19 protein-coding genes are annotated in these 19,237 nt (G+C 72.8%); 8 read left to right on the top strand and 11 right to left on the bottom strand.

The genetic code is table 11. The features are described from left to right. Nucleotides 1–116: 116 nt before the first annotated feature. Together BM028_RS01420 and BM028_RS01430 are read left to right on the top strand one after the other, a co-directional pair. On the top strand, nt 117–683 hold the full coding sequence (locus BM028_RS01420; protein WP_070416636.1) for a TIGR03086 family metal-binding protein: 567 nt from the start codon (nt 117–119) through the stop codon (nt 681–683). A 200-nt stretch (nt 684–883) separates the two neighbouring features. Continuing rightward, complete coding sequence (locus tag BM028_RS01430) at nt 884–1,810, top strand: aldo/keto reductase (RefSeq protein ID WP_092384119.1); 927 nt, start codon at nt 884–886, stop codon at nt 1,808–1,810. 57 nt (nt 1,811–1,867) lie between these two features. Here the strand turns inward: BM028_RS01430 and BM028_RS01435 are convergent, their stop codons facing one another. Then, the gene (locus BM028_RS01435) at nt 1,868–2,800 is read right to left on the bottom strand and encodes an oxygenase MpaB family protein (protein ID WP_070416638.1); all 933 of its coding nucleotides are present in this window, start codon (nt 2,798–2,800) and stop codon (nt 1,868–1,870) included. A 60-nt stretch (nt 2,801–2,860) separates the two neighbouring features. Here BM028_RS01435 and BM028_RS01440 point away from each other — a divergent pair, with 60 nt between their 5' ends. After that, nucleotides 2,861–4,546 (top strand): long-chain-fatty-acid--CoA ligase, encoded by a 1,686-nt coding sequence (locus BM028_RS01440; protein ID WP_092384121.1) that lies wholly within the window; start codon nt 2,861–2,863, stop codon nt 4,544–4,546. Between the two features lie 50 nt (nt 4,547–4,596). Here BM028_RS01440 and BM028_RS01445 read toward each other — a convergent pair whose 3' ends face one another. From BM028_RS01445 to BM028_RS01460, 4 genes are all read right to left on the bottom strand, one after another. Beyond that, entirely contained in the window at nt 4,597–5,673 is a 1,077-nt protein-coding gene (locus tag BM028_RS01445; protein ID WP_092384123.1) for a DMT family transporter, read from the bottom strand. Then, entirely contained in the window at nt 5,670–7,571 is a 1,902-nt protein-coding gene (locus BM028_RS01450; protein ID WP_402717313.1) for an APC family permease, read from the bottom strand. Before BM028_RS01450 ends, BM028_RS01445 begins: the two co-directional genes overlap by 4 nt. A 104-nt stretch (nt 7,572–7,675) precedes the next feature. Further along, the gene (locus BM028_RS18715) at nt 7,676–8,041 is read right to left on the bottom strand and encodes a hypothetical protein (RefSeq protein ID WP_254789351.1); all 366 of its coding nucleotides are present in this window, start codon (nt 8,039–8,041) and stop codon (nt 7,676–7,678) included. Between the two features lie 11 nt (nt 8,042–8,052). Beyond that, on the bottom strand, nt 8,053–9,477 hold the full coding sequence (locus BM028_RS01460; RefSeq protein ID WP_175495951.1) for a PspC domain-containing protein: 1,425 nt from the start codon (nt 9,475–9,477) through the stop codon (nt 8,053–8,055). Between the two features lie 114 nt (nt 9,478–9,591). Between BM028_RS01460 and BM028_RS01465 the strand changes: the two genes are divergently transcribed. Then, nucleotides 9,592–10,821, top strand: coding sequence for an ATP-binding protein (locus BM028_RS01465; RefSeq protein ID WP_092384129.1), 1,230 nt, complete (start codon nt 9,592–9,594; stop codon nt 10,819–10,821). Next, nucleotides 10,818–11,501, top strand: a complete 684-nt coding sequence (locus tag BM028_RS01470) for a LuxR C-terminal-related transcriptional regulator (RefSeq protein WP_092384131.1) — start codon at nt 10,818–10,820, stop codon at nt 11,499–11,501. The genes BM028_RS01465 and BM028_RS01470 overlap by 4 nt, the downstream gene beginning before the upstream one ends. Nucleotides 11,502–11,504: 3 nt before the next feature. Here BM028_RS01470 and BM028_RS01475 read toward each other — a convergent pair whose 3' ends face one another. The 3 genes from BM028_RS01475 to BM028_RS01485 are packed head-to-tail and all read right to left on the bottom strand — an operon-like array spanning nt 11,505 to nt 14,226. Next, nucleotides 11,505–12,359: an ABC transporter permease gene (locus tag BM028_RS01475; protein ID WP_070416645.1), complete on the bottom strand. Its 855-nt coding sequence runs from the start codon at nt 12,357–12,359 to the stop codon at nt 11,505–11,507. Beyond that, nucleotides 12,356–13,357: an ATP-binding cassette domain-containing protein gene (locus tag BM028_RS01480; protein ID WP_070416646.1), complete on the bottom strand. Its 1,002-nt coding sequence runs from the start codon at nt 13,355–13,357 to the stop codon at nt 12,356–12,358. Before BM028_RS01480 ends, BM028_RS01475 begins: the two co-directional genes overlap by 4 nt. 56 nt (nt 13,358–13,413) lie before the next feature. Further along, nucleotides 13,414–14,226, bottom strand: a complete 813-nt coding sequence (locus BM028_RS01485; RefSeq protein ID WP_083295011.1) for a hypothetical protein — start codon at nt 14,224–14,226, stop codon at nt 13,414–13,416. Between the two features lie 205 nt (nt 14,227–14,431). Here BM028_RS01485 and BM028_RS01490 point away from each other — a divergent pair, with 205 nt between their 5' ends. Both BM028_RS01490 and BM028_RS01495 read left to right on the top strand, forming a co-directional pair. After that, nucleotides 14,432–14,812 (top strand): helix-turn-helix transcriptional regulator, encoded by a 381-nt coding sequence (locus BM028_RS01490; RefSeq protein WP_254789394.1) that lies wholly within the window; start codon nt 14,432–14,434, stop codon nt 14,810–14,812. A 10-nt stretch (nt 14,813–14,822) separates the two neighbouring features. Then, nucleotides 14,823–15,227, top strand: coding sequence for a VOC family protein (locus tag BM028_RS01495; protein ID WP_092384134.1), 405 nt, complete (start codon nt 14,823–14,825; stop codon nt 15,225–15,227). Between the two features lie 80 nt (nt 15,228–15,307). Here BM028_RS01495 and BM028_RS01500 read toward each other — a convergent pair whose 3' ends face one another. After that, on the bottom strand, nt 15,308–16,900 hold the full coding sequence (locus BM028_RS01500; RefSeq protein ID WP_175495952.1) for an inositol monophosphatase family protein: 1,593 nt from the start codon (nt 16,898–16,900) through the stop codon (nt 15,308–15,310). A 94-nt stretch (nt 16,901–16,994) separates the two neighbouring features. Between BM028_RS01500 and BM028_RS01505 the strand changes: the two genes are divergently transcribed. Then, a complete protein-coding gene (locus BM028_RS01505; RefSeq protein ID WP_092384888.1) occupies nt 16,995–17,417 on the top strand; it encodes a DUF3054 domain-containing protein in 423 nt (140 codons plus the stop codon). Between the two features lie 33 nt (nt 17,418–17,450). Here the strand turns inward: BM028_RS01505 and BM028_RS01510 are convergent, their stop codons facing one another. After that, nucleotides 17,451–18,101, bottom strand: a complete 651-nt coding sequence (locus BM028_RS01510) for a spermidine/putrescine ABC transporter substrate-binding protein (protein WP_070416650.1) — start codon at nt 18,099–18,101, stop codon at nt 17,451–17,453. A 199-nt stretch (nt 18,102–18,300) separates the two neighbouring features. Further along, complete coding sequence (locus tag BM028_RS01515) at nt 18,301–19,215, bottom strand: DUF3097 domain-containing protein (RefSeq protein ID WP_071295040.1); 915 nt, start codon at nt 19,213–19,215, stop codon at nt 18,301–18,303. Between the last annotated feature and the right edge of the window lie 22 nt (nt 19,216–19,237).

Here is a 19,237-nt window from a genome sequence, read left to right on the forward strand (position 1 = left end):
GCCGGAAGGTTGCAGGGGAACACACCGGAACCGCCTCCGGGCCGGTCGTCGAACACCCACCAACACGCAGCACCCCGCACCCCGCACCCGCAGGACCCACGAACAGGAGCACCACCATGGCCACCGACTGGATCGCGCTGCAGGCACTCGCGGCAGCCGAGTTCGGCCGCCGCGTCGCCGCCGTCACGGACTGGGACGCGTCGACCCCCGACTCCGAATGGACCACCCGAGACCTCGTCCGACACGTCGTCGAGGAGCAGCGGTGGATCCCGAAGCTCCTGACGGGGTGCGACTACGCCCAGGCCGAAGCGGATCTCGAAGCGGTCGGCTCCGACCTCGCGGCCGAGTGGGCGAAGTTCGCGGCCGAAGCCATCGAGGCGTGGCAGAGAACGCCCGCTGACACGCCGGTGCACCTCGCCACGGACGTCGTCCCGGCCGGGCAGTACCTCACCGAGCAGACCAGCGACATCACGATCCACACGTGGGACCTCGCGCGGGCGACCGGCAGCGACGAGACCCTGCCGGACGAACTCGTGCAGGCCGTGTGGGAGCACTTCGAGCCACAGATCGAGGACCTCGCCGCGACCGGGCTCTACGCCGCACCGGTCGACGTCGACGAGGACGCGCCGCTGCAGGTCCGCCTCCTCGCGGTCACAGGGCGCGATGCCAGGGTGGCGGCATGACCGAAACCGCCCGCTCGGCAGCCCCCGCAACCGCCCGCTCGACAAGCCCGGCAGCCCCCGAAACCGCCCGCTCGGCAGCCCCCGCAACCGCCCGCTCGACAAGCCCTGCGAGCCCGGCAAGCCCCGAAACCGCCCGCCCGGCGACCCCGACCACCCGCCTCGGCGCCTCCGGCCTCCAGATCAGCTCCGTCATCCTCGGCATGATGTCCTACGGCGACCCCGACAAGGGCGCCCACGAGTGGAGCGTCGGCATCGACGAGGCCCGCCCCTTCGTCCGCCGCGCCTACGACCAGGGCATCACCACGTTCGACACCGCGAACGTGTACTCCGCTGGCAGCTCCGAGGAGATCACCGGCACCCTCCTCAAGGAACTCGCCCCGCGCGAGGAGGTCCAGGTCTTCACCAAGGTCTTCAACCGCATGCGCCCGGGCCCCAACGGCGCCGGACTCTCGCGGGCGGCGATCATGCACGAGATCGACGCCTCGCTGACCCGCCTCGGCACGGACTACGTCGACCTGTACCAGATCCACCGCTTCGACCCGCACACCCCGGTCGAGGAGACGATGGAGGCCCTCCACGACGTCGTGAAGTCCGGCAAGGCGCGCTACATCGGCGCGAGCAGCATGTGGGCGTGGCAGTTCGCCGAGATGCAGCACGTGGCCGACCTGAACGGCTGGACGCGGTTCGTCAGCATGCAGGACCAGTACAACCTCCTCGAACGCGAGGAGGAGCGCGAGATGTACCCCTTCTGCGCCCACACCGGCGTCGGCGTGATCCCGTGGAGCCCGCTCGCCCGCGGCAAGCTCACCCGCCCCTGGGACGCGCAGGGTTCCGGCAACAGGGCCGACACCGACGAGTTCGGCAAGACGCTCTACAAGCAAGACGAGGACGCCAACCGCGCGATCGTCGACGCGGTGCAGCAGGTGGCCGAGGCGCACGACGTGAGCATGGCGCAGATCGCCCTCGCGTGGGTCATGCGGCAGCCCGCAGTCTCCGCCCCGATCGTCGGCGCGACGAAGGAGCACCACATCGACGACGCGGTCGCTGCGACGACGATCGAGCTCACGGACGACGAGGTCACCCGTCTCGAATCCGCGTACACACCCCGGGTGCCGTCCGGTTTCTGACGCACCCACCGGACGGACGGGAGGCGCGATGCCAGCTGGCACCGCGCCTCCTGGCCGTCAGACGGTCGCGTCCGGAATCCGCCGCTCGCCGCCCAGCCGCGCGATCCGCACGAGCGCCGCGCGCTCCGTCCCCGGCTGGTGCCCGAGCACGGCACCGATGCCGTCGAGCACCACGCCCGCGGTCCGCCGGACCGGGAACTCCACCGGCCCGACCGCAGGCGTCCGCAGCCCGAGCATCGAGCGGTGCCGCGGATCGAGGGAGACGACCGCGCCGTCGAAGAGCGCCCGGTACCCGGGGCGCAGCAGGCGTGCGAGGGGCGGGTCCTTGATGAACCGGACGACGTCGAGCGTCCGTGCGTTGGCGACGAGTTCCCCGCGGTCGAGGTACCCGTTCATCTGGGCGCGGAGCTCGGCGTCGGACTCGGGGGCGTCCTCGACGCCCATCAGCCGGCCGGCGATCGCCCACTCACGGACGTAGGCGTCGGCACCGCCGGGGATGGGTTCGCCCCACAGCTGCGCACTGCGGAGGAAGGCGTCGGTGAACGCGAGGTGCACCCACCGGGCGAGGTCCGGGTCGTTCGCGGCGTACGGCTTCGTGACCCCGTGGCCGTCGACGTACTCGCCACGGACGCGCTCGTGGAGCTTCCGGACCCAGGCGCTCGCGGACCGGGCCGCCGTGGTGTCGCCGTGCGAGACCGTGTAGATCCAGCGGATCGTGCCGGCGAGGCGGCCGAACGGGTCCTCGCGGTAGCGGGAGTGGTCGGCGACGCCGGCGAGCGCCCCCGGGTGGAGCGCCTGGACGAGCAGGGCGCGGACACCCGCGAGGATCGTCTGCTTCCCACCGTGCACCGACCAGGTGGCGGAGCCGGGCCCGAAGAACCCGGCGTCCGTGCCCTGTTCGAGCTCGTCGATCCAGGCCGGGCGCTCCGTCGCACCACCGGTGAACGTGTCGTTGAGACGGGATCGGAAGGCATCGGCGACAGAGGGCATGACGCCATCGTCCGTCGTGCCCCTGACAACGCGCTCGGGTGGCCCGCTAGGTTGGTCGGCGTGAGCATCGACACGCCTCGTCCCTGGCTTGCCTCGTACGCCCCGGGGGTCCCGCACGACATCGACGAGCCGACCGGCTCCCTGTACGACATCGTGGAGGGGTCCGCCAGGCGCTTCCCGAAGAAGGTCGCACTCGAGTTCTTCAAGCGGACGACGACGTACGCCGAGCTCGAGGAGCAGATCCTCCGGGCGGCGAACGGCCTCCGCAAGCTCGGGGTGACCGCCGGCGACCGGGTGGCGATCGTGCTGCCGAACTGCCCGCAGCACATCGTGGCCTTCTACGCCGTGCTCCGCCTCGGCGCCGTGGTCGTCGAGCACAACCCGCTGTACACGCCGCGCGAGCTCCGCCACCAGTTCGAGGACCACGGTGCGAAGGTCGCGATCGCGTGGGACAAGTCGGTGGCGACGCTGCAGGACTTCCCCTCGGACGTGAAGCTCGACGCGATCGTCTCGGTCGACCTCACCCGCGCGATGCCGCGCGGGACCCGGATCGCGCTGTTGCTGCCGGTCGCGAAGGCCCGCGAGTCCCGGGCGAAGCTGACCACCAAGGTGCGCGGCACGACGCCGTGGGACGACCTCGTGTCGAACCGGAAGCTGTCGAAGCGCCACCCCCGACCCGCCACCGACGACGTCGCCCTGATCCAGTACACGTCCGGCACGACGGGCGTGCCGAAGGGTGCGGTGCTGTCGCACGGCAACCTCATCGCGAACGCCGCACAGGCCCGGGCGTGGGTCCCGCAGATCCAGCCCGGTGACGGCAGCGTGGTCTACGCGGTCCTGCCGATGTTCCACGCCTACGGCCTCACGCTCTGCCTGACCTTCGCGATGAGCATGGCCTCGCGGCTCGTGCTGTTCCCGACGTTCGACCCGGCACTCGTGCTCGCCGCGATGAGGAAGCACCCGCCGACGTTCCTGCCGGCCGTGCCCCCGATCTACGCGCGGCTGCAGCACGCGGCGGACTCCGCGAAGGTCTCGCTCGAGGGGATCGAGATCGGCATCTCCGGGGCGATGGCGCTCTCGAAGGAGGTCGTCGAGCCGTGGGAGGCCCGCACCGGCGGCTACCTCGTCGAGGGCTACGGCCTGTCCGAGTGCTCCCCCGTCCTGCTCGCGAACCCGGTGTCCCCGGCCCGGCGCCTCGGGTCGATCGGCCTGCCGCTGTCCTCGACCGAGGCGCGGGTGGCCGACCCGGACGACCCGACGAAGGTCCTCGGGGCCGACGAGCCGGGCGAGCTCCAGGTCCGCGGGCCCCAGGTGTTCCGCGGGTACTGGGGCAAGGCCGAGGCCACCGACGAGGTCTTCACGCCGGACGGCTGGTTCCGGACCGGTGACATCGTGGCGATCGACGCCGACGGGTACGTCCGGATCGTGGACCGCCTCAAGGAGCTCATCATCACCGGCGGGTTCAACGTCTCCCCGACCGAGGTCGAGGACGCCCTGCTCAAGCACCCGAGCGTGCGCGAGGTCGCGGTCGTCGGGATCACCCAGGGCGGCAACGAGCAGGTCGTCGCGGCCGTCGTGCCGAAGGACCCCGCGACGTTCGACGCCGATGCCCTGCGGGCGTGGTCGCGCGAGCACCTCGCCGCGTACAAGGTGCCCCGCCGGGTGGTCGTGGTCGAGGACCTGCCGCGCTCGATGATCGGCAAGGTGCTGCGGCGGAAGGTGCGCGACCAGATCCTCGGCGAGTAGCGGCGCACCCGCACCCCCGGCGGCGCGCCCCCGGCGGCGCACCCGCACCGCTAGGCGCGCGTGCGCTCCGGCACGGCCAGGACCGCCAGCCCGACGACCACCAGCCCGATGCCGACCCAGCCTCCGGCACCGAGGTGCTCCCCCACCACGAGCACGGCGAGCACCGCGGCCACGACGGGCTCGAACAACGACAGCAGCGTCGCGACCGAGGCGCTCACGGACCGCAGCCCGACGGCGTACAGCGAGTGGCCGAGCACCGTCGGCACGAGCGCGAGGTACAGGAACACCGGCCAGTTCGCCGCGACCCCGAGCGACGCCTGCCCGCCCACGGCGGCGAGCACCACGAGCGGGACCGCCGCGAGCCCGAACACCGCACCGACGAGTCCGCGCTCACCCGGCAGGGACGCGCGAGCCGGCGGGGAAGCGCGACCCGGCAGCGACGCACGAGCCGGCAGGGACGCGCGAGCCGGCAAGGACCCGCGACCCGGCAGGGACGCGCGAGCCGGCAGGGACACACCGCCGGGCAGCGCGACGGGAACGGACACCGCACGCATGCCCCGCGCGACCGCCCACGAGTACAGCGCGTACGTCAGACCGGCGAGCAGCGCACTCCCGAGCCCGAGCACGAGCGACCCGCCCCGATCGGAACCATCCGACGCGCCCGCATGCTCGGAGGACCGCGCGAGCGTCACGACGACCATCCCGACCACGCTCACCAGGGTGGCGACGACCCACCTGCGCGTGACGCGCCTCCCGTCCGCCACCCACTCGACGAGCCCCGCGAACACGGGCGACGACCCGATGGCCACCGTCGTGCCCAGCGCGACGCCCGCGTCCGCGAGGGCCGCGTAGAACGCGACCGCGTAGACGACGAGTGACGCCGCGCCGAGCAGCGCCCAGCGACGGCTCGCCGGGTCGGCGACCGCGCGGAGCGTGCCGCGACCGGCGCCGAGGGCGAGGACGATCCCGCCGAGGCCGAACGTCACGGCCCCGAAGACGAACGCGGGGACCCCGGGCGCGAAGTGCGTCGCGGTGCCGGTGGTCCCCCACACGGCCGCGGCGACGAGGACCGCCGCGAGTCCGCCGACGGGCCTGGAGGCGCGGCTCGCGTCCGCCCCGCCCGTCACGACACGTGGACGCTCGGTCGGCGGTTCACGTCGGGCTCCGCCTCGCGCAGCACCTCGCGCGTCACGGGCGCGACGTCACCGACGCCGGTGAACACGAAGCGGATGGCGTTGCGGATCGGGCTGCCCTCGTTCCACTCGAAGTAGATGCTCGGGACGACGCCGGCGATGTCCCGGATCGCGAGGAGCGTCGACGCGATCGTGTTCGGCACGTTGCCCGACCGGACCTTGAGCACGCGGTGCCCGTGGATGACGTGGCCCTCGACGACGAGGTCCTCCTCGAAGTCGGAGGAGTCGGCGGGCAGGACCTCGAGGAACATCGTCGGCACGCGGGCGGGGATGCCGGAGTCGCGGCGTTCCTCGCGCCCCTTCGACCGGTACGCCTCGGCCGTGCCGGCACCCGGTTCGTTCGCGATGATGCAGACCGAGCTGAACTGGTCGGCGTCGGCCTCGATGAACTGCCGGGCGGTGGCGTCGAGCTCGATCGACGACGCACGGAGCTCGAACGACCGGCGGACGCGGGAGACCAGCGAGACCACCACGATCGCGATGATGAAGATCGCGGCGATCCGGACGCCGTCCGGCCGCTCGATGACGTTCGCGACGGTCGTGTACACGAACACCACGGCGATGATGCCGAACCCGATCGTGCGCTTCTTCTGCTGCTTGCGTCGGGCCGACAGGGTCACCGCGACCGCGGCGCTCGTGATGAGGACGAGCACGCCCGTGGCGTAGGCGCCGCCCTGCGCGTCGACGTTCGCCTGGAAGATGATCGTGATCACGAAGGCGATGAGCGTGAAGATGATCACGAGCGGTCGGGTCGCCCGCGCCCACTGCGGTGCCATGCCGTAGCGGGGCAGGAACCGGGGCACGAGGTTGAGCAGACCCGCCATCGCACTCGCACCGGCGAACCACAGGATCGCGACCGTCGAGAAGTCGTACACGGAGCCGAACACGCCACCGAGGTACTCGTGCGCCAGGTACGCCAGCGCCCGGCCGTTCGCGCCGCCGCCCGGTTGGAACTCGTGCTGCGGGATGAGGAAGGTGGTGACGATCGACGAGGTGATGAGGAACGAGCTCATGATGACCGCGGCGACGGTGAGCAGGCGCTTCGTCCCGCGGATCCGTCCCTCGGGTCGGGCGCTCGTGTCGTCGGACGCGTCGCCGCGCACCTGCGGCATCACCGCGACGCCGGTCTCGAAGCCGGACAGGCCCAGCGCGAGCTTCGGGAAGACGATGAGGGCGATGCCGATCATCACGAGCGGGTTGCTGTGCTGCGCGGTGAGGCCGCTCCACCAGTCGCTCGCCACCATCGGGTTCTCGAACACGTGCCACAGGGACACACCGACGACGACCGCGTTGAGCAGCAGGTACACCGCGACGAGCGCGACCGCGATGCCGATCGCCTCCTTGAAGCCGCGGAGGAACACCACCCCGAGCAGGAGCAGCAGCGCGAGCGTGAGCGGCACCGGGATCTCGGTGAACCAGTGCGGCGTGAAGGGGTTCTCCGCGATGTGCGCCGTCGCGTCCGCCGCGGACAGCGTCATCGTGATCATGAAGTCCGTCACCGCGAACCCGAGGAGCACGAGCACGAAGAGCTTGCCGGCCCACCAGGGCAGGAGCTTCTCGAGCATCATGATCGAGCCGGCGCCCCGGAAGCTGTCCTGCGCGACCCGGCGGTACACCGGCAGGGCGCCGAACAGCGTGACGAGCACGAGCACGATCGTCGCGATCGGCGACAGGAGCCCGGCGGCGAGCGCGGCGATCGCGGGCTGGTACCCGAGCGTCGAGAAGTAGTCGACGCCCGTGAGGCACATGACGCGCCACCACGAGTGGGTCTTCTCCACCTCGACCTGGTGCGGGCCCTGGTGCGAGGCGCCCTGGTCGGCCCCGTGCAGCATCCAGCGACGCACACGGGTGCTTCGGTCGAGGGGAGGCTCGGTCGCGTCGCGTTCCGCGGCCCGCTCGGCGTCTGTCGCGGTCACGGACACGATCGTAGGCCGTCCTAGCGCCGTGGTCTCGCGATCACCGCCGCGACACCGGCCACCACGAGCAGGACCCCGGCGGTCAGGCAGGCCCCGAGCAGGAGCGTCATCGGGTCGACGGTGAACCACGGCAGGGCGCTCACGGCCATCGCAGCGGCGAACACGAGGAGGACGACCCCCCAGAAGACCGTGCCGAAGCGGGGTGCACGGCGCGGGCGGCGAGCGGGTGCCGGGGCCCCGTCGAACGGCGCGGTCGGGGTGGTCGGGTCGACCGGTGTGGTCCGGTCGTCGGGGGTGGTCCGGTCGTCGGGGGTGGTCCGGTCGTCGGGGGTGGTCCGGTCGTCGGGGGTGGTCCGGTCGTCGGGGGTGGTCCGGTCGTTCGTCATCGTCTCGTTCCTCACTGGTCGACGGTCACGGCGCGCGGCACGTCGACGCCACCGCCGATGAGCCACACGTGCACGGTCGTGGTCTCGGCGGCGTCCGCCGATCGCGCTGCCCGGTTCTCGACGGTCGTCGTGCCGAGCGCGCCACCGAGGCTGTCGTCCGCGTCGTCGTCCGGACGGAGCTCGACGCCGTACCCGATGCCGCTCACCCGGACCCGGACGGGAGCGTCGGTCGGCAGCTGGACCTCGGCTCCCCCGGCTCCGAGCCAGAGGTTCACCGTCCCGCCGCCGTCGGCCTCGTCGAGCCCGCGGAGGTCCAGCGTCGGCCCACCGACCACCATCGCGTAGTTCCGCTCGGTGCCCGGCCGCACGTCGTCCACCCGCCAGGTGGTCCCGCCGACGACCGTGACCTGCGTGCCGGTCGGCAGCACCCCCGTCACGACGAGCGCGACGACCCCGATGGTCGAGAACAGCCCGAGGCCACCGCTCTCCCGCCCGCGCACGCCGGCCACGACGGTCGCCACGGCGAGCACGGCGACCGCGGCGGCGATCCCGAGCACCGGCACGGGCAGGTCGGTCTGCTGCGCCCACACCGCGACGCCGGCTCCGACGACGAGGGCGAGGCCCAGGCTCACGGCGACGTACCCGGCACCGGGGAGCCGGTCGGCTCGCTCCGCGCGCCGTTCCGCCTGACGCTGCCGTTCCGCGCGCATCCGCTCGGTGTGCTGACGGTGTCGGTCCGCCGCGGAGGTCGTGTCCCACTGCCAGGAGGCGCTGCTCGCCCCCGCCACGGACCCACCGGGAGCGACGTGGTCGGGTCTACCCGCCGTCGTCGCGCCCGTCGCCGCCCACGGCGTCGGCGCGGGGTCGTCGGCACTCGTCCAAAAGTCGCGCCGCGTGCCCGGCTCCGCCGGCTCGCCGTGCGCCGCCTGCTCACCGGCCGCCGCCTGCTCGCCGGCTGCCGGCTGCGAGCCCCGGCGCGCCAGGACCACCACGAGCCACACCGCGCACCCCACGAGGGCGATCGTCCACGCGGTCCCGAGCGTGGCCGAGAGCCATCCGGGCATCCCCCACGCCACCGGAACGCCCTGCCACCAGATGCCCTGGACGGCGGGGACGAAGGTCAGCACCACGAGGACGCCGATGGCGATGAGCGCCGGGTCGAGCACCCCGCGGACCATCCGCTCGACGTGGATGCGTCCGGACGAGTCCGGCAGCAGCGCCCACCCCGCCGCGTAGGCGAGGAACACCGGGCCGCCGAGGAGCGCCACGACGATCGCGACGCCCCGCACCACGAGCGGGTCGAGCCCCGTCCGCTCGGCGACGGCGCCGCACACGCCGGCGAGCCAGCGGTCGTCGGACCGGGTGACGTGGATGCCCCGGATCCAGTCGAAGAACCGTGTCGCCGACGCGGGGCCGCCGGTGTCCTGTTGTGTCATGGCCACCAGCATCGTGGCCGCCGACGGTCGGCACCATCGGGGTTCACCCTGATCGTCCCCTGATCCCCGCCCCCGAGCCCGCGATCGACGGACCCGGGGTGCCAGGATTGGCCCATGCCGACCGCCACGATGTCCCGCCCGGCCCTCCGGGTCGTCGGTGGCGTGTGCGGCGGGTTCGCTGCCCACACCGGGCTGCCCGTCGGCGCGGTGCGGCTCGCGACCGCGGTGCTGGCGGTGTGCGGCGGGGCCGGTGTCCTGCTCTACGCCTGGCTCTGGGCGACGACGCCGAGCCAGGGTCCGGCGACGCCGACGTCCCTGCGGGCGGTGCTGACCCGTCCCGCAGCGGAGGCCGAGGCCGCGCCGGACGAGCACGCGCGCCGGGCGCCGGTCGTGGAGATCCTGCTCGGCATCGCCCTGCTGACGGCGGGCGGCGCGATGGTCGCATCGCGGCTGGGCGCCGACGTCCCGCTCGCGTTCATCGTGCCGGCGATCGTCGTCGCCACCGGGGCGGCACTCGCGTGGCGGCAACTCGACGCCCTCCGGAACGTCCGCACCGCGGGGTCCTCCGCCCTCATCGTCCGTGCCCTCGGCGCGCTCGTGCTCGTCGTGCTCGGCATCCTGCTGTTCTTCACCTCGAGCACGCACCCGAACGTCTGGACGGTCCTCACCGCCGCGACCGCGGTGCTGCTCGGCGTCGCCGTCGTGGTCGCGCCCTGGGTGGTCCGGCTCGTCCGCGACCTCGCCGAGGAGCGCGCCGCCCGTGTGCGGGACGTCGAGCGCGCCGAGATCGCGGCGCACCTGCACGACTCCGTCCTGCAGACCCTGGCGCTCATCCAGCAGCGGGCCGAGCCGGGCTCCGACGCCGCACGGCTCGCGCGGGCCCAGGAGCGCGAACTCCGGTCGTGGCTGTTCGCCGAGCAGGCCGAGCCGACCGCCGACCTCGGGGCCCAGCTCCGGGCGACCGCGGTCGAGATCGAGACCGAGTACCCGGCGCAGGTCGAGGTGATCGCGATCGGTCCGGCGCGCGCCGACCTGCCCGAGGGCATCGTCGCGGCCGCCCGCGAGGCGATGCTCAACGCCGCTCGGCACGCCGGCGGGACCGTCCGGGTGTACGCCGAGACCGCCCACGACCGCGTGGAGGTCACCATCGGCGACCGTGGGCCGGGCTTCGACCCCGCGGCCGTCCCGGAGGGCCGCTACGGCGTCCGCGAGTCGATCGTCGGCCGGATGCAGCGCATCGGTGGCACCGCGACGATCGCGCCGGGGCCGGGACGCACCGGCACCGAGGTCCGTCTGGTCCTCCCCCTGACCGCCCCCGACCGGCCGACCGAGGAGCACCCGTGACCGAGGACCCCACCGCGCAGCCGCAGGCCGCACCGCTCACCGTCGCCATCGTGGACGACCACTCCATCTTCCGGGCCGGCGTGCGCGCCGGGCTGCCGCCGCGCCTCCTGGTCGTCGGTGAGGCCGCGACCGTCGACGAGGCCGTCGACCTCGTCGCCGCGACCCGACCGCGCGTCGTCCTGCTCGACGTCCACCTGCCCGGCGGTGCGGGCGGTGGCGGCGCCGAGGTGATCGCACGCGCCGCCCCTGGGCACCCGGACACCCGGTTCCTCGCGCTGAGCGTCTCGGACGCGGCGGACGACGTGGTGCGGGTGATCCGGGCGGGAGCGCGCGGGTACATCACCAAGAGCTCGTCGGAGGCCGACGTCGCCGAGGCGATCGACCGCGTGGCCGAGGGGGACGCGGTGTTCTCGCCGCGGCTGGCCGGTTTCGTGCTGGACGCGTTCGGCGCGGTGAGCGGCGAGACCGCGCAGGTCGACACGGAACTCGACCGCCTGTCCGCGCGCGAGCAGGAGGTGATGCGGCTCATCGCCCGCGGGTACGCCTACAAGGAGGTCGCCGCGGACCTGTTCATCTCGGTGAAGACCGTCGAGACGCACGTGTCGAAGGTCCTGCGGAAGCTGCAGCTGTCGAACCGGCACGAGCTCACGGCGTGGGCGCTCCAGCGGAAGCTCCTCTGAGCGCTACTTCGAGCTGATCCGGGTGTACTTGTTCACCGACCACGGCACGAACACCACCAGCATCACCGCGATCCCGATCAGCACCGTCACGATCGGGTGCTGCATCGTCCAGATGTCCGGAACCGGTGCCGAGCCGACGTTGCCGAACAGCTCGCGGGCGGCCTGCACGAGCGACGACACCGGGTTCCACTCCGCGAAGACCCGCAGCACGAGCGGCAGCGTGTCGCTCGGGACGAAGGCGTTGGAGATGAACGTCAGCGGGAACAGGATCATGAACGAGGCGTTGTTGATGACCTCGGGCGTCTTGACGCTCATGCCCAGCAGCGCCATCACCCAGCTGAACGCGTAGCTGAAGAGCAGCAGCAGCGCGATGCCGGCGAGGAACTCGAGCGGCGACGAGTTCACCCGCCACCCGACCGCGAGCCCGGTGAGCATCATGATCGCCATCGAGATCCCGTTCAGCACCAGGTCGGAGTTCGTCCGGCCGACGAGCACCGCGGACGCCGACATCGGGAGCGTGCGGAACCGGTCGATCAGCCCTTCCTTGAGGTCCTGCGCCATCGCCGAGCCGGAGAACGTCGCGCCGAACACGACCGTCTGGGCGAAGATCCCCGCCATCAGGAACTGCGTGTAGTCGGTCCCCTGCACCTGGATCGCGCCGCCGTAGACCTGGCTGAAGAGCAGGACGAACATGATCGGCTGCAGCACCGCGAACACGAGCATGTCCGGCGACCGCTTGATCTTGATGAGGTTCCGCTTCGTGACCGTCCAGCCGTCCTCGAACCAGACCGCCGCGGGCGACGTGACGACGACGGGCAGCTGGCGGCCGAGCGCCGTGGCGGGTGTGGTGGCGGTCATCGTGCCGCCTCCTTCTGCTTCGTGGCAGCCGGGTCGACCGCATCGTCGTCCGTCGCCGCGTGGCCGGTGAGCCGGAGGAACACGTCGTCGAGGGTGGGGCGTCGCATGCCGGCGTCGTGCAGCTCGATGCCGGCGTCACCGAGGTCGGCGAGCACCCGCTGGAGTGCCGAGGGTCCGGCCTCGACAGCGATGGCGTGGGTCCGGCCGTCGCCGGAGGCCTCGACCTCGCCGACGCCGTAGCGACGGAGGACGGTCGTGGCGGCGTCCGCATCGGCCTGGTCCACCAGCGTGACGACGACCCGGTGGCCGCCGACCTGGGCCTTGAGGTGGTCGGAGGTGCCCTCGGCGATGACGGTCCCACCGTCGATCACCGCGATGTCGTCGGCCAACTGGTCGGCTTCTTCGAGGTACTGCGTGGTGAGGAGCACCGTCGTGCCCTCGGCCACGAGCCCCTCGATGATGCCCCAGAGCGCGAGCCGGCTGCGCGGGTCGAGCCCGGTGGTCGGCTCGTCGAGGAACAGCACGCGGGGGTTCATCACGAGTGCGCCGGCGAGGTCGATCCGCCGCCGCATGCCGCCGGAGAAGCCCTTCACGGGGCGGTCCCCTGCTTCGGCCAGGTCGAAGACGTCGATGAGCTCGCGCGCCCGTTCCCGCGCCGTCCGACGACCGAGGTGGTACAGCCGCCCGATCATCTCGAGGTTCTCGAACCCGGTCAGGTTCTCGTCGACCGCGGCGTACTGGCCGGAGACCCCGATGGACCGCCGGGTGGCCTGCGGGTCGGCGATGACGTCGATGCCGTCGATCGTCGCCGTGCCGCTGTCCGGCGTGATGAGCGTGGTCAGCACCTTCACCGTGGTGGTCTTGCCGGCACCGTTCGGCCCGAGCAGCGCCTTGACGGTGCCCTGCGGCACCACCAGGTCGAGCCCGGCCAGTGCGTGCACGGGACCGGACTTCGATCGGTACGTCTTGGTCAGCCCGGAGGCTTCGATGATGGCCATGTCGCTCCCTTGTCGAGCATGGAACATATCAGATGGTCGGTGCCGACCGTGACGCGTTACACGTCGAAGTCACCACCGAAGTCGCTGAAGCCACCGCCGAAGTCGGATCCGCTGTCGCCCCAGCCCGCACTCTCGAACCCGCCGCCGTCGGACGCGCCGCTGTCGGACGCGCCTCCGTCACCGGAGTCGGCACCAGTGTCCTCCGAACCACCGTCACCCGCAGCATCGGTACCGCCGTCGAACGATCCGGGGTCCGGCAGGAAGGCGCTCATGATGGCCGAACCGATCACGTAGCCGGCGACCGTCCCGAGGATCGAGGCGCCGATCATGCTGCCGAACGAGGGACCGGAGCGCTGCCCGGCACCGCCGAACATCCCGCCGCGACCGTTCCCGACACCACCGAGCGAGCGCTCCATGAACCCGGGCTGCCGGATCTCCGAGCGCGTCGCGGCCTGGGCCAGGGAGCGCGGGTCGTCGCCGCGCGGGGCCTCACCAGCTGGCGCGGACCGGGTGAACTCGTCGTAGACCATCCGGCGCTGCTCGTCCGTCAGCTTCGCGAAGGCCTCGGCGTGGACCTCCTCGATGCGCTCCGGCGGGGCCGTGCGGAGCAGGTAGCGGTAGCGCTCGACCGCACGCTCGTCGTCGGTCGACGCCTGCTGGCCACCGGTCGGGTCGCCGCCGCCCCACTGCGGCGTACCGTACTGGCCGCCGGCCGCCGGCGCTCCCGTGGGCGCGGGCTGGTGGTAGGACTGCTGGCCGTAGCGGTACCCCTGCTGCTGCGGCTGCTGCGGCTGTCCCCACTGGTTCTGCTGCGCGGCGCCGTTCTGGTCGCGCTCCGGACGTCCGAGCAGGCGGTCGAGGAATCCCATGGTCGATGCTCCTTCGGGTGCGCCCCGCCGGCGGCGGAGCAGTGCGGCCCGCCGTGGAGCGGTGCCGTGGACTGCCACCCTAGGGAGCGCCGGCGACCACTGACTGAACGCCCGCACAGAGTCACCCGAGAGCCGGCGGTGCAGGATGGCCTGCGTGACCGCGGACCTCGACGAACTCCGACGGCTCCGGCGCGCCCGCAGCCGGATGGACCGCGCCTACGCCGAACCCCTCGACGTCCCGTCGCTCGCCGCCGGCGCCTTCATGTCGCCCGCCCACTTCAGCCGCCGGTTCCGCGCCGCCTACGGCGAGACCCCGTACGCGTACCTGATGACCCGGCGCATCGAACGTGCACAGGCGCTCTTCCGGAGCACCGGGCTCAGCGTGACCGAGGTCTGCCTCGCCGTCGGCGCGACGAGCCTCGGATCGTTCTCGTCGCGATTCACCGAGCTCGTCGGGATGACCCCGTCGCAGTACCGTGCCGCCGATCACGACGCCCTCGCCGGCGTGTGGAGCTGTCACGCCATGGTCGTCACCCGACCCGTTCGAGCAGGATCCGAGAAGCGCGGGGCGACCGGGCAGTCCTAGTCTCGCTGCCATGAGCATCCAGATCAGCGGCGTGCACGTGCTCGCCGACGACATCGACGCCGCTGTCGCCTTCTACGGCGACGTCCTCGGCTTCACCGTCCGCAACACCGTCGAGAACGGCGGGTTCCGGTGGGTGACCCTCGCGAGCGACGACCACGCCGACCTCGAGCTCGTCCTGTCCGAGCCGCACGCCGGTCGGTCGCAGGAGGACGGCGACGCGATCGCCGCGCTCCTCGCCAAGGGCGGCCTCGCCATGCTGCAGCTCCGCGTGTCCGACCTCGAGGCCACGTTCGACCGGATCACGGCGAGTCCCGACGCCGAGGTCCTGCAGGAGCCCACCGACCAGTTCTGGGGCGTCCGCGACGCGGCCGTCCGCGACCCCGCGGGCAACATGGTGCGGATCGCGCAGGCCTGACGGCCCGTCACGCGCCCACCTGTGGGCCGGGAGGCGCGGGTCGGGCCCGCACCGCGCCTCCAGGCCCACAGGGGTGACGCTCAGACGGCGGCGAGCGCTGCCGTCCACACGGCGTGCAGTTCGTCAGCCGCTCCCGGGTGCGCCACCAGGAACGGCTCACCCGCCGGCGGGAACCCGTCGACGGGGCCCTCCCGGGTGAGCACGACGCCGCCGGCCTCGTGCACGAGCAGCACCGCAGCACCGTGGTCGATCGGGTCGAACGCCGACACGCACCCGCCGATCCCCCGCCCGGCCGCGACCTGCGCGATCGTGAGCGTGCCGGACCCCTGGATCCGCAGCGTGCACGAGCGGGCCGCGAGGGCGTCGAGGAACGCGCCGAACCCGGGCCACGGCCGGTGTCCGTCGAGCTCGGTGCCGACGACGGCTCCGGCGAGTGCCCGCGGGGCGTCGTCGAGGCGCAGCGTCCGGTCACGGAGGGTGGCGCCGCGACCGCTCCGGGCCTCGAGCACCTCACCGCGCCACGGATCGGCGACGACGCCGACGAGTGGACGACCGCCGCGGGTGAGACAGAGCGACATCGAGGTCCACGGCACCCCGTTCGCGAGGTTCGTCGTGCCGTCGACCGGGTCGAGGTACCAGCGGTGCCGGTCGCCGGGGGCGTCGCCGTACTCCTCGCCGGTGAACCCGTGGGTCGGGAACACCGTCCGGACGCGGGAACGGACGTGCTGTTCGACGAGCCGGTCGACGTCGGTGACGAGGTCGGCCGGGTGCGCCTTCGTGGTGACCTCGCCGACCGGGTGCTCACGGGTGAAGGCGATCACCTCGTGGGCGATCCGGTGCGCCAGTGCTTCGGCGCGTGAGGCCACCTCGGTCTCCGTGGGCTCGCGGTCGCGCCCGGGCCAGCCGTCCCGTTCCGCCGCTGCGAGTGCCGCTCGGACCGCGGCGACGTCGTTCGTGGTGATCGAGTCGACGCCGGACATCGCTGCCCACACGGCCGGCTCGGGGTCGTCCACGGTCCACACCGACACGACGAGGCCGAGGTCGTGCGCGGCCCGGACGGTGCGCGGCGTGAGGAACGCGACGTCGAGGTTCAGCGTCGAGGGCGCGAGCGGCGCGAGGTCCTCCGCGGTCGGCGCCTCGAGCGACTCCCACGCGAGCCAGACGTCGGCGTCCGGGATCACCTCGCGGACCGCCGCCATCGCCTCGGGCGCACCACACCACGCGACGCCGGTGCTCCCTCGGTGCGCCGCGACGGTCCGCGCGGCGACGAGGGCGTCCTCCGGGTCGGTCAGGTCGACGAGCAACGAGGTCCGGCAACCGTCGAGCCGTTCGAGTGCGGCGTCGAGTCGCGGGATCCGGTCGAGGCCGTTCCCGAGCCGGGCGACGTCGCACCAGTCCACGTCGCGGACGCGCCGGGCGTCGCCCCACATCCGGCCGAGGGTCTCGTCGTGGAGCAGCACGGCGACGCCGTCGGCGGTACGGCGGACGTCGACCTCGATGGTGTCCGCGCCGAGGGCCTCGGCGACGGCGATGGCCGGCAGGGTGTTCTCGCGCCGGACGCGCGGCGCACCCCGGTGGGCGACGAGGCGGGGTACGCGCACGGTGCGCCGGGCGTCCGGGGCAGCGTCGGTGGCGACCATCCGGCCCGTCGGTGCCTGCGCGGTCGACGTCATCCGCCGATCGTGCCGGACGCCGGCGAACCGGAGGTGACGAGCGTGTGAACGCGGCGTGCGCGTGGGCGGCCGTCGCCGACTGCGAGAATGGGGTGTGACCGAACGCACCTGGGGCGGGCTCGCAGCCGTGATCGACGTCGTGCTCATCGTCCTGTTCGCCCTGATCGGGCGCTCCTCGCACGGTGAGGCGAACTCCGCACTCGCGCTGTGGACCACCGCGTACCCGTTCCTCGCCGGGTGGGCGATCGCCTACGTGACGAGCGGAGCGTGGGCTCGCCCGCTGCGATTCTGGCCCACGGGTGTCGTCGTGTGGGTCCTCACGGTGTTCGTCGGGTTGGCGATCCGGGTGGCGACGGGCCAGGGCGACGTGGACGGCAACCCGCTGCCGATCTCGTTCGTGATCGTCGCGACGATCGTGCTCGGGGTGTTCCTGCTCGGGTGGCGCGGGCTCGCTCGACTCGTCATCGGTGCCGTCGACCGACGCCGGCAGCGCGGGGCGGTGTCGGCCGAGCGCTGACCGTCAGGTGCGCCCGGCTCGACCGCACACCGGTCAGAACAGCCCGGCGCGCGGTGCCTCCGGCCCGTCGAATCCGCGGAACATGTCCGACACCAGGGCCTCGATCTGCGGCTCGACGAGTCGTTCGACCGCCTCGGCGATCCGCGGCCGGTGGTCGATGAGCGCCAGGCAGACCGCCGTGCCGGTGGAACGGGCGCACTCGTCGGAGAGGGCGATCTCGTGACGGAGCGCCGACTTCGCCTCGTCCGACAAGGGTTCGCGTGGCGCCTGCTCGTGCGCGCCCGTGCCGGTCAGCTCGCCGAGCGTGAAGAGGAACGGCTCCCCCGGTGACGGCTCCGGGTCGACGTCGAGGCCCTGGAACTCCGGCTGCAGGCCCTCGGTCGGCTGGTACCCGGCGTGACGCTTGCGTGCCGCGGCCCGCTCGAGTTCGCGCTGCAGCAGGGGCAGGTTCTTGGCGGTGTAGTCGTCGACGGCGTCCTCGATGATCGTCGAGATGCGGCCGATCAACGCGTGCTGGACGGCGTGCGGCACGTCCGGTCCGAAGCCCGCGGCGGTGGCGATCGGCGAACCGGTGCACTTGCGGCAGATGCGTGTCCGGGGCCGCGCGGTGCCGATCTGCCAGCGGGGCAGCCATCGCAGCCAGACCTCGACAGCGCTGCGCACGCGTCCGTCGATGCCGTCCATGCTCCAAGGGTATGCGCCGCGCCCGGGATCGCCGCGGATTTCCGGGCCGGGGCCGATCGCGCGGTTGCACCGTGCGAGGTGCGCGCCGCACTGTGCGAGGTTCCGCGCAGCGTGCGGGGCCACGGGCATGCCACCGTGCGGGGAACCTCGCACACTGCGGAACGGCGGCGGCGGCGCGGCGCCGGGCGACGCCGGGTCGTCAGTCCTTCGGCTCGGTCACGAAGTCGATGAGCTCCTCGACACGACCGAGCAGCTGCGGCTCGAGGTCGGCGAAGGTGCGCACCTGCCCGAGGATCCGCTGCCAGGCCCGGGCGATGTCGGCCTGCTCGGCGGCGGGCCACCCGAGCGCCTGGCAGATGCCCTTCTTCCACTCGATCGAGCGCGGGATCGTCGGCCACGCCTGGAGTCCGACGCGGGCGGGCTTCACCGACTGCCAGACGTCGACGAACGGGTGCCCGACGACGAGCACGTGCGCGCCCCACTTCCCCCGCATCACGGCGTCGGCGAAGCGGGACTCCTTCGAGCCCGGCACGAGGTGGTCCACGAGCACGCCGACACGACGGTCGCGCGACGGCCGGAAGTCGTCGAGCACGTCGGCCAGGTTGTCGACGCCGGAGAGCTCCTCGACGACGACGCCCTCGACCCGGAGGTCGGCTCCCCAGACCTTCTCGACGAGTTCGGCGTCGTGCTTGCCCTCCACCATGATCCGGGAGGGCAGTGCCACCCTTGCACGCTGCGACTCCACGGCGAACGATCCGGACGCGGTGCGGAGGCGACCGCCGTCGGACGCGTGCCGGACCGCCGGGGCCGAGCCGCGCCTCCCGACCGGCGGTGCAGCGGCGGCAGACCGCCCCACCGGTGCCTGCGGGCGGCCCAGCGTGACGAGCTCGCCCTCGAGCAGGAACTGCCCGGTGAAGGGGAAGGACCGGGTGCGTCCCTTCCAGTCCTCGAGCTCCACGTTGCCGGCCTCGAGCCGCACCACGGCGCCGGCCCAGCCGGTCGTCGGGTCCTCGAGGACCATGTCCCGCTCGAGCGGCACCTGCCGCACCTTCTGCACCCCGCGCGAGCGCCAGTCGCCCGAGAGCACGTCACTGCCGTACCGGTCGTCGTCCACCCGCACGAGGGTACTGTCGTCC

Source organism: Curtobacterium sp. YR515, from assembly GCF_900113095.1.
Taxonomy (GTDB): domain Bacteria; phylum Actinomycetota; class Actinomycetes; order Actinomycetales; family Microbacteriaceae; genus Curtobacterium.